General features: G+C 60.0%; 11 protein-coding genes and 2 pseudogenes. 5 read left to right on the forward strand and 8 right to left on the reverse strand.

All coding sequences use genetic code 11. The features are described from left to right. The first annotated feature begins 675 nt into the window (after positions 1-675). The 5 genes from QCE49_RS31985 (at position 676) to QCE49_RS32005 (ending at position 6,250) form a co-directional block, all read left to right on the forward strand. Positions 676-2,445 carry a CheR family methyltransferase gene (locus tag QCE49_RS31985; protein WP_309806755.1) on the forward strand — a complete coding sequence of 590 codons (1,770 nt, stop codon included), beginning with the start codon at positions 676-678 and terminating at the stop codon, positions 2,443-2,445. 40 nt (positions 2,446-2,485) lie between these two features. Next, complete coding sequence (locus QCE49_RS31990) at positions 2,486-3,160, forward strand: hypothetical protein (RefSeq protein WP_309806756.1); 675 nt, start codon at positions 2,486-2,488, stop codon at positions 3,158-3,160. A gap of 23 nt (positions 3,161-3,183) precedes the next feature. Continuing rightward, positions 3,184-4,158: a PAS domain-containing protein gene (locus tag QCE49_RS31995; protein ID WP_309806757.1), complete on the forward strand. Its 975-nt coding sequence runs from the start codon at positions 3,184-3,186 to the stop codon at positions 4,156-4,158. Between the two features lie 110 nt (positions 4,159-4,268). After that, the gene (locus QCE49_RS32000; protein WP_309806758.1) at positions 4,269-5,024 is read left to right on the forward strand and encodes a hybrid sensor histidine kinase/response regulator; all 756 of its coding nucleotides are present in this window, start codon (positions 4,269-4,271) and stop codon (positions 5,022-5,024) included. Between the two features lie 233 nt (positions 5,025-5,257). Next, positions 5,258-6,250: a chemotaxis protein CheB gene (locus QCE49_RS32005; RefSeq protein WP_309806759.1), complete on the forward strand. Its 993-nt coding sequence runs from the start codon at positions 5,258-5,260 to the stop codon at positions 6,248-6,250. 444 nt (positions 6,251-6,694) lie between these two features. On the opposite strand, the gene QCE49_RS32010 is transcribed toward QCE49_RS32005, so the two are convergent. From QCE49_RS32010 to QCE49_RS32035, 8 genes and pseudogenes are all read right to left on the reverse strand, one after another. Next, complete coding sequence (locus QCE49_RS32010; RefSeq protein ID WP_309806760.1) at positions 6,695-7,135, reverse strand: response regulator; 441 nt, start codon at positions 7,133-7,135, stop codon at positions 6,695-6,697. Positions 7,136-7,517: 382 nt separating this feature from the next. After that, complete coding sequence (locus tag QCE49_RS32015) at positions 7,518-8,138, reverse strand: IS5 family transposase (protein ID WP_409017618.1); 621 nt, start codon at positions 8,136-8,138, stop codon at positions 7,518-7,520. Positions 8,139-8,182: 44 nt separating this feature from the next. Beyond that, a pseudogene (locus QCE49_RS34645) lies at positions 8,183-8,377 on the reverse strand (transposase); the annotation flags it as partial. Between the two features lie 690 nt (positions 8,378-9,067). Next, complete coding sequence (locus tag QCE49_RS34650; protein ID WP_409017619.1) at positions 9,068-9,223, reverse strand: YqjD family protein; 156 nt, start codon at positions 9,221-9,223, stop codon at positions 9,068-9,070. A gap of 381 nt (positions 9,224-9,604) precedes the next feature. Beyond that, positions 9,605-10,324, reverse strand: coding sequence for a YsnF/AvaK domain-containing protein (locus tag QCE49_RS32020; protein WP_309806762.1), 720 nt, complete (start codon positions 10,322-10,324; stop codon positions 9,605-9,607). 723 nt (positions 10,325-11,047) lie between these two features. Next, complete coding sequence (locus QCE49_RS32025) at positions 11,048-11,764, reverse strand: YrzE family protein (protein ID WP_309806763.1); 717 nt, start codon at positions 11,762-11,764, stop codon at positions 11,048-11,050. A 149-nt stretch (positions 11,765-11,913) separates the two neighbouring features. Beyond that, positions 11,914-12,713: pseudogene (locus QCE49_RS32030) on the reverse strand (Nramp family divalent metal transporter); the annotation flags it as partial. After that, positions 12,710-12,946 (reverse strand): hypothetical protein, encoded by a 237-nt coding sequence (locus tag QCE49_RS32035; protein ID WP_309806764.1) that lies wholly within the window; start codon positions 12,944-12,946, stop codon positions 12,710-12,712. The pseudogene QCE49_RS32030 and the gene QCE49_RS32035, both read right to left, overlap by 4 nt. Positions 12,947-12,983: the final 37 nt, after the last annotated feature.

Genomic DNA, 12,983 nt, shown 5'->3' on the forward strand with positions numbered 1-12,983 from the left:
TCCTTTGTCGGCGGCAAGGCAACATCACTGAACTGATTGCCCATGGGAGCGACGAAATTTGGTTTATGAAAGCGGCGGAGGCAGCTCGTCACGGCGAACGGTGTGCCGTTCAAAAGCTGCGCATGCTGTTGTGGGCTTGAGGTCGTCCTGTCGAGGAGTCGAGCGCTATCGGGGTGCCGTGAGCGAGGAATCGACCGGATAGGCTGCATTTCGCACAGGACGTGCCAAGCATCGCGATCAGAGGCGAGCAGCACGGCCGCAAAAACCAGACGTCGATGACGCGGGTTGTTTCACGCCGCATCTGCTGAACCATGTTAGGCCCCGCGATGCGCAGGGCGGGCGGCGGCGGACGACCTGGACGCAAACCACCATCCTGTCGGTACCATATCTGGTAGAAAGGCCCCTAGTCAATTCGTGACTGGACATGCCTGCAACCCATTCAATTCAATAAACTGAGCAGAACTTAAAACACCGTTGCGAAATTTACGAATGAAAGTTCGAACCAACACTGTTCCGTCAAGCCAGCAGACCCGCTCGTGCGCAGTAACCTGGATAAGCGTAGCCGGGGCTCTCCTCGACGCTTTGCAAAGCGCCGTGGCGGCGCTCGCTGCCCATAACGCTGCGTCGTCGTCAGCATGAGATTGCCTCAACAAAGGTTGTCTAGCCAACAGAGTCATGGAAAAAGATCAGGAAGACGTCGCTCAGGGCGGCGCCGGTTCGCTCTCAGCACTTCAGGATGCCCAAGCACGTCCCCTGGTCGTTGGCATAGGAGGTTCCGCCGGTGGCCTGCAAGCAGCGATGTCGCTGCTTGAAACGCTTGGCGCCGACGTTCCCGTGGCCATTGTGGTGGTGCTTCACCTTGCGCCCGACCATGAAAGCAGCGCGGCCGAGATATTGCAGCGCGTCACGCCGCTGACCGTCAGCCAAGTGCGCGCGAGGACGCTGCTGGAACCCGGTCATGTGTACGTGATCGCGCCCGCAACGAACCTCATTACCGATGACGGGCATGTGCAACCCGGTGAGGGAAGCCGTAAAAGGCCCTCGTCAGTCATCGACCTTTTCTTTCGAACCTTAGGCGAAGTGCATCAGGAAAGTGCCGTAGGCATCGTCCTGTCCGGGACGGGCCGAGACGGGTCGCTCGGCCTTGCGCACATCAAGGAGCGCGGCGGCCTCACGATTGCGCAAACGCCCGATGATGCTGAGCACGGCGAGATGCCCCGGGCGGCGATAGCAACAGGATCGGTTGACTTGGTTTTGACTGCCGACGAGATCGGTCGGCGATTAATCCACCTTGCGAAATCCCCGCGCGCACGCTTATCGGAATCTGAGGCTACGGTGCCGTCCGACCTGGGTGCAGAGAGCGGGTCAGACGATGACAAGTCCGCTGAAAAGGCGTTGCACGACATTCTTGCGGCGCTTCGCGTACGCACGCGGCACGACTTTCGACATTACAAACGCGCCACGGTGCGACGTCGCGTCGAGCGTAGGGTCCGGGTGAACCGACTCGCTAGCATTGCGGAGTACCGCGACTTCGTACGGAGCGATCCGGCTGAACCGGGCCCTCTGCTCGCTGATATGCTGATCAGCATGACCAGTTTCTTTCGCGACCCGAAGGCGTTTGACGCCCTGCAGGACGAGATTATCCCGTGTCTGATGGACAACGTAGAAGCGGGCGAAGAGGCGCGCGTCTGGATACCCGCTTGCGCCTCTGGAGAGGAAAGCTATTCGATCGCCATCCTTATTCAAGAATATGCGGACCGGATGCCGCAGCCTCCAAGGGTGCAGATTTTCGCATCCGATATCAATGAAGCGGCGCTCGAGATTGCGCGGGCAGGCGTCTATCCAACGAACGTATCTGCCGATATCACCGAGTCACGGCTACTCGGATACTTCGAGAAAGAAGAAGGTCATCGGTACCGCGTGCGCCCCAGCGTACGCGAAATGATCGTCTTCGCAAAACATAACGTATTGAGCGACCCGCCTTTTTCAAGGCTCGATCTCGTGTGTTGCCGCAACTTAATGATCTATCTTGACCGCACCGCCCAGGCGGTGGTTCTCGACATGTTCGCCTATGCGTTGAAGCCGGGCGGCTATCTGTTCCTCAGCAATGCGGAATCGATCGACATCATGAGCACGGCGTTCGAGACGATAAGCAAACAGCACCGAATTTACCCGTCGAACGAAGAGCTGCAGGCGATTAACGAAGAGCTGCGTTCGGCCAAGGAAGAGCTCGAGACAAGTAAAGAAGAACTGCAGTCCGCGAACGAGGAGCTGACAACGGTCAACTTTGAATTGCGCATGAAGGTCGACGAGGCCGGCCGCCACAACGACGATTTGCGCAATTTGATGGAGGCTTCGGACCTCGCAACCGTATTCGTTGACCCCGGGATGCGAGTCAAACGGTTCACTCCACGAGCGAGCAGATTGTTTGCGGCTACGAGGTGACGCCGGGCTCAGCGCTCGGGCGAGAATTCCATCGCAGTTGATGGACATCGGTACGCCGTCCGGTCCACGGGGCGAGCCCGCACCGCGCAGCTTCGGTACGCCTCATGCCAAGCCGCTCGAGGCGCTGCACGATCGTGCTCTGGCTGCCGCGTCGCCACCGAGCGTGCTTATCAATGCCGATTACGATATCGAACGGGTCTCTCCTGGCGCAAGTCGATTCATCGTCTTCGGTGAAGGCGTGCCAACGCGCAATTTATTGAATAACGTAGCGCCTGACATCCGGCTGGAGGTGAGCGCCGCGTTGTACCGCGCCAGTGCATCGCAGCAGCGTGTAAAAACCGTCTTCAGGCGCAGTGACGAAGACGGCACGGCCGCCGGACCGGTCATGACCCTTACCGTCAGCCCTGCAAAGGCGGCCGACGGGGAGTCGATGTATTGGCTTGTGCTCTTTGACCAACCGCTTCAAAGCGGTGCAGCTCTACCCGAGGCAAGCGGCAGCGACATCACCGCCTACGGGTCGGCAATGCAGCGCCTCGAAGACGAGAACCGGTCGTTGAAGTCGCATTTGCAGGACACGCTCGATCACTCCGCCATATCCAATGAAGAACTCAAAGCGTCGAACGAAGAGCTACAGGCGATTAACGAAGAGCTGCGTTCGGCCAAGGAAGAGCTCGAGACAAGTAAAGAGAACTACAGTCCGCGAACGAGGAGCTGACAACGGTCAACTTTGAATTGCGCATGAAGGTCGACGAGGCCGGCCGCCACAACGATGATTTGCGCAACCTGATGGAGGCTTCGGACCTCGCAACCGTATTCGTTGACCCCGGGATGCGAGTCAAACGGTTCACTCCACGAGCGAGCAGATTGTTTGCTCTTATTCCATCCGATGTCGGTCGTCCACTCATGGATGTCAAGAGTCGGCTGCGCTACGACGAAATCGTTGAGGACGCGACTGCCGCATTCAAGCAGTTGGTGCCCATTGAACGCGGCGTCACGAGCGTCGACGACGAGCATTACCTCGCACGCATCCAACCGTATCGCACGAGCCAGGACAAGATCGGGGGTGCGGTATTGACATTCATCGACGTTACCGAGCTGCGCGAGGCGGAAAACGCCGTTCGGCGCACCGAAGAGCGATTGCGAGATGCCATCGCGTCGAGCAGAGACTTTGCCGTTATGAGCACCGATATTCGCGGCGTTATCACTACTTGGAACGAAGGCGCAACGACGATATTCGGCTATCGACCGGAGGACATCCTGGGAAGATCGATCGACGTGCTCTTCACGCCGGAGGATCGGAGCCGGGGCGTCCCTGAAGAGGAACGCGGTGCCGCTGTGCGAGAAGGCCGCGCCTCGGATGAACGCTGGCACCTTCGCGAGGACGGAACGAGGTTCTTCTGTAGCGGCGTCATGACGCCATTGAACACGGGCGACGGCGCGGGATTCGTCAAAATTGCGCGAGATGTTTCCCAAGCGAAGCGGCGGGAATCGCAACAGGACGCGGATTTAATTAAAGAGCGGCGCTCTACGGCCGAAGTCAAGGCCGGCGCGGATCTGAAGGACCGTTTTCTCGCAGAGATGGCACATGAACTTAAGCAGCCGCTGAATTTAATTCAGGTTAATGCAGAGCTGTTAGTCCGCTTGCCGGAAACGAGGCATTCTGCTGCCGTTCAGCGCATCGGCGCAACAGTCATGCGGGCGGTATCCACTTAAGAAACAATCGTCAACGATCTGCTTGATTTCTCTCGGGTGCAGACTGGAAAGCTGCGACTGCGTCGCGAACCAACGGATGTCGTGGAAATTGTCCGGGCTTTAGCGAAGCGATGGCGCCGGACGTTGCGTGCAAAGAAATCACGCTGCAAGTGCAGGCTCCTGACACGGTCGTTTGCGATTGTGACCCCGTTCGGATTGAGCAGGTCGTGTGGAATCTCCTTGGGAACGCGGTCAAGTTCACGACTGCAGGCGGAACGATCCGCATATCAGTCACCGCCGATGAGCGCTACGCGAAGCTCGAGGTAATCGACACGGGGATCGGCATTTCGCCAGAGTTCCTGCCAAAAGTCTTCGAGCTTTTCAGCCAGGGTGAAGCGGCAGAATCCGTCGGTCCCCGCCGTGCCGGTCTCGGCATCGGGCTAGCGCTGGTCAGGGAGTTGGTTCGGGCTCACGGGGGAAGCATTGAAGCGACCTCGCCCGGGAAGGGCTTGGGCAGCGCCTTTAGCGTTAGACTACCGTTGGCCGCCGCCGGACCCCGGCGAGCGGACAGCTCACGCTCGTTTGCGTGCTTGAATCACCGTGTCCTGTTGGTCGACGACGACGCAGAGAGCTTGTCCGCATTCGCGGAGTTGCTCCGGGTCGAAGGCGCGTTTGTTGACGTGACGACAAGTCCTGAGAAAGGGCTGACCATGCTCGAAGCGGGCGACTACGATGTGCTGTTGTCCGACATCAGGATGACAGAAATGTCCGGGTTCGAAATGATGAAGCGGGCGCGAAGCTTAAAGATCTCGAAGCGTTTTCGCGCATTTGCAGTAAGCGGCGAAAGTGGGGATGCTTGCGCGCGAAGCCTTAGCGGCCGGGTTTGATGGTCACATCTCCAAGCCAGTGTCGCTTGAGCGGTTGAGAATGAGCTTGGGAGAAACCTGAACCTGAAGGTTGAAGCGCACCTCCGCTCGACAATCAGCGGTTTGTCGACTTCCCTTGCAGGCCATGACGCCGGCTCGCTTGCTCGCGATCGCTGCTCGATTAGCGCCGGAGTCCGACCGACTTGCAGTCGGTTTTATCCGTCGCGATGCCGTGTTCACCCAACGAGGAGCACATGGAAAAGCGAGATATTATCGTCGTGGCCACCTCCACCGGCGGCCTGGAAGCGCTCAGCCAATTGCTCGGTGCATTACCAAGTGACCTACCGGCCTCTGTTTTTGTGGTGATGCATATCGGTGCGCACCCCAGCATTTTGCCCGCCATCTTACAAAGCGCGTGCGATCTGCCAGTGAGGCACGCCGCGGATGGCGAGCCCTTTGCGGAATCAACGATCTACATAGCGCCTCCCGACCGTCACCTGTTGCTGTGCGACGGAAAGACGCTGCTTTCGAGTGGCCCGAAAGAGAACTTTACCCGTCCGGCGGCTGACCCTCTTTTCCGCTCAGCCGCTGTTATGTACGGGCGACGCGTCATCGCAGTGGTGTTGACCGGCGACCTCGACGACGGCGCCGCCGGGCTCAAGGCAGTTCGCGCCTGCGGTGGGTACACCATCGTCCAAGATCCGGCTGATTGCCGCTCACCCAGTATGCCCATTAATGCGCTGCGGGCCACTACGGCAGACGTCATCGCTCCAATTGGGGTGCTCGGCGCGGCCATCCTTAATGCACTGGAGCCAACCATGAACAGTCCGCAGCCGCAGAATAAAGCGGACGCATTCGTGGCCGAGACCGAAGACAGGATGATGCGGAGCGGGCAGATCGAACTGGCTGAACTCGAGGCCATTGGTGCGCGCAGCTCGCTTACCTGTCCAGACTGCGGCGGCGTCATATGGCGAATCGGTAGCGGCTTTCCGCTGCGCTATCGCTGTCATACAGGCCACGCTTTTTCTGCAGTTTCCTTGGAAGACGAGCAACGCAAGCAATCGGAGAACGCAATATGGCAGGCCATCCGGGGAATTGAGGAACGCATATTCCTCGCGCGTGAGCTGCTCGAGCAGGAAAGGCAGGTCCGCCACGACGTCTCTGACCTGGTTGCACGAGTCGCCACCCTCGAGGACGCAAAAGCATCCGCCATGCGCATCTTGCGAGACAACTGGGTCGACAGTTGAGGTGGCACCACGGTGCAGGCCTCGGGCGGCTTCGTCGCCAATCTGGACGGTAAACCGCGCCGGAATATGGGTGATGTCAACTCTGGGCTGTAGGAGCAGCGTCGAAGCATGAGGAACAAAAGCAACACGAGGAAGCCAATCGGAGTTCGGCGGTTCAGATCGTCCTGAGGCGCGCGTTACGCGGCCCGCAGTGGCGCTTCACGGACAACGGGACAACTCGTGTATTCAGGCGGCCGTCGCACGGTGTAACGTTCGCAAGACGGAGAAGGGTGGAAGAGGAAAGGCCGAGAATGATGAAGCTGATGGACTGCAGCGGATCTAAGCGTCGTCGGGCAGAGCCGAATTGTCGGTTCGGGCTTGGCAGGCGTGGTACCCGCAAAAGTCAGCGTCGGGTGGACGCTGACCTGTGGCCGCCGGATTCGGAGATCATCGCCGAATGACACGTCACACCGGGGCGACGTATTCGATCAGATCGAGCAGCGGCTGGATCGAAATAGCTTTGCGGCAAAACGCGTCGATCTGCGCGTGCTTGCCACGGGCCTCCACCTCTGCTTCGGCAAGAGACGTATAGGCGATGATTGGCGTGTTCGCGAAGCGGCTTGAGCCGCGCATGGCCGAAGCCACCGCGAAGCCATCGCACACGGGCATTTCGATATCAAGGATCACGACATGAGGCGTTGCCACCAGCGGTGTTTTGAAGGCGGCCTGCCCGGCATCCACGACGGTCGTCTGAAAACCCTCAATCATGAGAACTGCGGCGAGCGCCTGCGCGCCGGCCATATCGTCGTCCACGATGAGCACGACGACCGGCGGCGAAACACGGTCAAAGCGGCGATCGGTCCATAACCCAGGCTTCGAAACCATGACGTTATCTAGAAGTGTCATGGTTCGAATCTAGCAACGGGTATGCCCTAGTCCTGTCTCCCGCCGCAATGGACCTGTCGGTGGGGGGGCGGCAACGTCGTGCAATGAAACGCTCTGCGTCGAGACGGGTGTCTTCTATAGAGAACGCTTCTGAAGACTGTCCGACCACGATGGTTGTGCCGTCCGTCCTCCGCCTTGGATGAAAAAACTGCCACATCCAGCCTCCGGAATGGCGTTCCACAAGGGCGAGGCGCTCGGCCGAACCTAGCGCGAACGAACGGCCGTCAGAGTGCGCGCGCTTGCTCTTCCGTCCTCACCGACGATTTTTATGCCGCGCACCTTGCCTTTTCTGCCGCAAGCCGTTGGGGCCACCCTTGTGCCCCGGTACTGAAGGAGAGACAGACTACTGCCTGCATTGCGTCGAGCTTTGCATAAGAGACGGATTCAAAAAGGCTGCTCCGTCCGTTTGAAAGATGTTCCAGCAGACGAGGGAGCAACCGAGTTTTAGAAATGCTTCGTGAATGTCGGCGCGATGTTCGAAGCGAATACGAAGACGACGGAAGTTGTGAAGCCACGCATGAGTACGTTCGACAACCCATCGGAATTTGCCCAGACCACTCCCGTGCTCTGTCCGGCGCTTGGCAATCACCGGGTTGATGCCGCGCTTGCGAAGCTTCTGGCGATGTGTCTCGGAGTCATAGCCACGGTCTGCGTAGATGACTTTGGGCTTCTGAAGAGGTCGGCCACGTACGCCGCGTATCGGTGGAATGGCGTCAACGAGTGGCAGCAACTGGGTGACGTCGTTGCGATTCGCGCCTGTCAGGATCGCGCTGACTGGAACGCCGTTGGCGTCTACCAGGATGTGGTGCTTGGAACCTGGTCGCGCGCGATCCGTGGGGTTCGGGCCAGTTTTTCGCCCGCCCCAACGGCTCGCACAGATGAAGAGTCGACGGCTGCTCGCGAGAAGTCCAGTTCGCCTGCCTCGCGTAACTTCGCCAGCAGTAGTTCGTGCAATCGCTTCCACACACCCGCCTTCTGCCAGTCGCGCAACCGTCTCCAGCAGGTTGAGCCCGAGCCAAATCCTAATTTTGTCGACAGGTCGCGCCAGCGAATACCGGTCTTGAGCACGAACAGGATGCCGTTCAGTGCAGCCCTGTTCGCAACCGGCAACCGTCCCGGATACTTCTTGCGCCGTGGTTTTGGCATCGGCAGCAATGGCTCGATCAGTGCCCACAGTTCGTCCTCAACAATCGGCGCGCCCATCCTTGGCTCCAGTTGTTCAGATGGCCAAAGGTTAACAGCTTGCCGAAAAGGTTAACAGCCCCCAGCGGTGTCTTTTTGATTCCGTCTCTAAGGCACGATCGATGCTCATCGAAGGCTGCGAACCCCCATTAGGTGACCGCCATGAATCGCATCTCAACTCTGTTAAGCGTCCTCCTTATAGCCACGGCCGCCAGCGCGTTTGCGCAAGACACGCAGGACGCGCCGACATCAGCGACGCAGCGCGCTGCCGGCACCAGGAAGGCGGCGGACGCCTCCAGCGGAGCGAGCGGCCCCGGTGGCAGGACACTTATGCAGAAACGTGAAAAGGCGATGTCGCCGGATGGCGCTTCAGGGGCGGACGCCAACGGAAAGGCGACCGGCAAAGTAAAACAGTAGACTTTCCGTCGACAATGATCGCCTCCAAGACCGAGCCGGACGACGATTGATGTGCAGAGGGGCGGCCCCGTCGGTCTCTCCAGATACGCGCCCCTCAAATACTGGAGCCGCCGGCCGCCGGCGAAGTCTAGAAGAGCGAACTCATTTCGTATGAAGTCAGTGTCGGCACTCGCTGCACCCCAGAGCGGACATTGCCGATGTGCACGGGCAGTACGCCGCGCGATGGGTGAGCACTACACGGGATCATTCGCCATACGTCTGTGTATGGCGGCCCACGCATCAGTTCGCGTCCGCCTAACGCGAAACCAGCATGCCAACGATCACGCCTCCGAGAGCAGCCACAACAATGGCCTTCCAGGGATTCTCACGTACAAAGTCATCAGTTGTATCCGCGGCATTCCTGTATTTCCTAACGAACGCATCCTGCGTATCAGAAAGCTTGTCCTTCACACGCGCACGCGGTGCGCCACCTGATGACTTGACGTCCCACAAATGTGAAGCTTCGCGAAAATTGCTCTCGCTGGCGGACGGGGGAGGCTGAAGATTCTCGTCCGAGGAGCCGTGAGTTGCGCTGGTCGGAAATTCATAGGTGCTGTCAGCCTTTTCAGTGACGAGGAGTCGACCGGTTCGTGGACGATATTAGCCATGAGTTCCTCCTAACCGCGGCGCCCGACAATTCACCGAGCAAGTAGTGTCGGTCGCAATGACCAGAAAGAGGGTCACTGTTGCAATCGCAATCATGCAGTGCTGAGCGCGGGGCAAATGAACCAGAACCAAAAGGGACTCCGCGGACGATCCGCGCTCGCCCCCTTGGCCCTCAGTTGGCCCGTTTCAAAGAGGCGGCTTATTGGCGGGTTGAGCAGCAGCGCTGTCATCCGCACCGTCCGTTCTTTCGACGTCGACCTTGGTGCCCCGTACGGTGTCATTTACAGTCTCTGTTCGGGTCAATGCTTCCTTGGCGACCACGACCTCTTCGACGACGCGCGCAGTTTTGGCAACCACAGGCTGCTCTTGTGTCTCGCGGATCTCGACAGAGCCTTCTTTGAGATCGGCCGCCGTCGCCGGGCGGTCTACGGCTCGGCGCTCGATGGTCGCGCGTTCTTCGCGCAGATTGACTGATTCACTGACCGGCGTTTCCGTCACGCGTGAATAGACGCGAACGCCGCCCGTCTGCACCTCGCGCTTGCCTACCTCCAGCGTTTCTTGGACGACGGGAAATGCTTGGCGTTCCGCTGCAATCTCGTCCGCGGTATAGGTGGGTGCGTTGCGGTCATGGCCGGTATATCCGGTACCACGCCACTGTGCGACGCGCGAGTCGATGTCGACCGCGCCCGCTGCATACAGCGCGTCCCGGACACGTTCGACCGCGATCTCGTCGCTGACGTCGACGGACAATAGTGCGCCTCCGCGCCGAACCGCTTCGTGATAGTGGCCGACTTCCTCAGGCTCGTCGCTGCCGCCGAACAGCCGTTTGAAGAAATGTTCAATGCCACTTATCGGTCCGTCATGAAGGCCATCTTCCCCCGTCTCGGTGAGACCGCGCCGTCGCATCACCGCTCGTCGACGAAGTGTCTCGGGTAGTCGAGCTATGTACGTTCATGGCCGTGCGGGCGACGCCTTCTGACTCGAGGCGGCTTTGAGCGCGCTCCGCCTCGTCGAACGAATCAAATACACCGATTATAGTCTGTACCATTTCTAGTTCTCCGAACAAGTCAACGATCAACGGGTCTATGCACGCAGTCTTGCAATATACGCACCACTTCCCCCGATCTCGTCCAGTCGGCCGGGGAGTCTTGTCTCCATGGCCCTTCTGGACCGACTCGGCGCTCGATGACAAGTTCTTCCTTGCTCGTCAGCACACGATGGATCACGTCTTCTTGCGTTTCGGTAGTCTTGACGTGCACCTCCTCTTTCAGCGTGAGTTGCATTCGGACAACCGGCATTATTCGTAGACTGGGATGATGAGGGTATTGCCTTCGCGCCGTGGCTCGTCGCGCTGTTCGATGGGCCGGTTCACCGGAACGCGCCGAATGTCGACCTGCTGACTGTGCAACTGCAGCGACCCAGATGCCTTTCTTCATGGAGAACTTTGCGCACGCGCACGGCGCCCGTTTCCACCGTTGCGACGCCCACTGAGGCGCTTCCTTGATCGCCGACACACGCACTGAGTCGGACGGATCAGGCGTTGGTATCGCACCGGAAGTCTCGTCTTCAAGCATGGTTCCTCCTCATCAGTACGACGACCGGCTTTGACCGGCCGTCGGAACCCGTCGCTCAGAGACGACCGCCTCCTGGCACTGCACGGTTGCGCACCGGCGGCGTTTCGACGCCGGTTGCCGAACCGCCGCTTTCTTCGAAGGGCGGCTGATGACGAAAGCCGGCGCCGCCCGAGACGATGGCAATGATTACGCCCACGACAAGCGCGGCAAAGGAAAACCAGCTCGCGCGTGCCAGGCCGCGTGCGGCTGTATCTGCCGTCTCACGCGCCGTTTGTTCCGCCTGCGGACTCGAAGCCGCTGAGGCTGCCGAGGCGACAGCCGCCTGTACTTGCTGTTTGACGGTATCCACCATCGAGGGGTTGGGGCCCGATTGATTTGCGGCGGTCGCGCCCACCTGCGCCGTCGTTGCCGCGACACTGCCCGCCGTACTCGCCGCACCAGTGATCAACGAGGTCATGCCGTACACGATGAGCAGCGTCATCACCGCCCAGGACAGTAGGCCGTGGAGCCATCCGAGCACCGGTGCGCAGCGGCCTGCATAGTACGAGCCAACGAAGACCGCCAGTACCGTGGTGACGATGACCCAGACCCCAGACCCGAAGCCAAACCCGTGCAATGGATCTGGCTTCGAAATCGGCGACAGCAGCGACGCGCCAATGGCCGTTCCGAGAACGCTCATGATCAGGTAGACGATCATCGAAAGAATGACGCCAGCGATGATCGAAGCCCATGACAGCCGCGGCAGGCCATCCCGAGTGGTTAAAAGTTTCATGGGATCATCCAGGTAGTAAGTGAACGTCTAAGGCACCCATCAACAGCGGCTTCTCATCCAGCGCAAACGTTGTGCCTCAAAAGTGATCGATTCAATGGATTTGCGGAGATGCGCGGGCGTGAGCTTGGCGTCGGCAGCGTCAATGCATCGAGCGTACCGGTGACGGTCGCGTTCAAGCCGCAGGCAAGCAGGGCGGACCTGGATGCAATGCCAGTGGCTGCCGACGAGCGGGGCGATCAGCCGATGCGCATCGGCGAGATCATCGAATCACCGTCGCGCCAGGATGCCAGCGGCGAGCCACAGCATGCCGGCGTCGCGCAGCAAGGCGCGGCGGCGCAAAGCCGCGCAGGGCATCGCCCCAAACGGGATGCGCGAGCGCCAGCTCCACCACAAAGCAGACACCCGCGAACAGAATGAGCGCGGTAATGGCACATTGCAAAGGCCGCCTGTCACGGCTTTGGAGCGCGAGCATGGCGAAAGTGCCGACCGCCGAGCACAGGACGCCTGCGGTGAGCGAGATGCCGAACAGCATTTGCAGGGCGACGGCGCTGCCAACTACCTCCGCGACATCACATGCGATGATCGCGATTTCGCATGCCACCCATAAAAGAAGCGTCGTGCGTCGGCTATAGCGTTCCCGGGAGAGTTGCGCCAAATCACGTCCCGTAACGACGCCCGCGCGCGAGGCCACCCATTGCAGCAGCATGCCCATGAGGCTGGCGAGCAAAACGACGGACAGCAACTGATAGCCATAGTGTGCGCCGCCCGCAAGTGCTGTTGCCCAGTTGCCCGGGTCCATGTAGCCGACCGCGATGAGCGAACCGGCGCCGACAAACGACCACCAGCGCTCGTGCGGCGCGCGTGACAAATCGTTCCGGTTGCCGGTTTGCGGTGCGACGTCGGCCTTGGGGGCGGCAAGCTGTGCAAGCGCGGACGGGTTGGTGTTCATGCGGTAATCAGCCTGGTCGGTGTTGAACGCTTGAACATGAACGGCACGACGAGCCCGGCTCCGAACGCGAGGTATACAGCCACGATGTGGACCACCGGCAGGTGATACTCGAAACCCGGTGTGAAGCGCTTGGGCACAACGATGTAATCGCCGGCCGCTGCCACGACGGTCGTCGCGGCGGCCAGAGCGGCGCGGCACTCTTGGTCATCGTGCCATCCTGTGCGCCGGTTCATTGACCGGCGCACGGCGGCGACGGCGAGTGCGTTGCCT

Source organism: Caballeronia sp. LZ008, assembly GCF_031451435.1.
Taxonomy (GTDB): Bacteria; Pseudomonadota; Gammaproteobacteria; order Burkholderiales; family Burkholderiaceae; genus Caballeronia; species Caballeronia zhejiangensis.

Coding starts and splice junctions, on each gene's coding strand:
- QCE49_RS31985 (WP_309806755.1), top strand. CDS start 676: ATGGAAAAAGATCAGGAAGACGTCGCTCAGGGCGGCGCCGGTTCGCTC.
- QCE49_RS31990 (WP_309806756.1), top strand. CDS start 2,486: ATGGACATCGGTACGCCGTCCGGTCCACGGGGCGAGCCCGCACCGCGC.
- QCE49_RS31995 (WP_309806757.1), top strand. CDS start 3,184: ATGAAGGTCGACGAGGCCGGCCGCCACAACGATGATTTGCGCAACCTG.
- QCE49_RS32000 (WP_309806758.1), top strand. CDS start 4,269: ATGGCGCCGGACGTTGCGTGCAAAGAAATCACGCTGCAAGTGCAGGCT.
- QCE49_RS32005 (WP_309806759.1), top strand. CDS start 5,258: ATGGAAAAGCGAGATATTATCGTCGTGGCCACCTCCACCGGCGGCCTG.
- QCE49_RS32010 (WP_309806760.1), bottom strand. CDS start 7,135: ATGACACTTCTAGATAACGTCATGGTTTCGAAGCCTGGGTTATGGACC.
- QCE49_RS32020 (WP_309806762.1), bottom strand. CDS start 10,324: ATGCGACGGCGCGGTCTCACCGAGACGGGGGAAGATGGCCTTCATGAC.
- QCE49_RS32025 (WP_309806763.1), bottom strand. CDS start 11,764: ATGAAACTTTTAACCACTCGGGATGGCCTGCCGCGGCTGTCATGGGCT.
- QCE49_RS32035 (WP_309806764.1), bottom strand. CDS start 12,946: ATGAACCGGCGCACAGGATGGCACGATGACCAAGAGTGCCGCGCCGCT.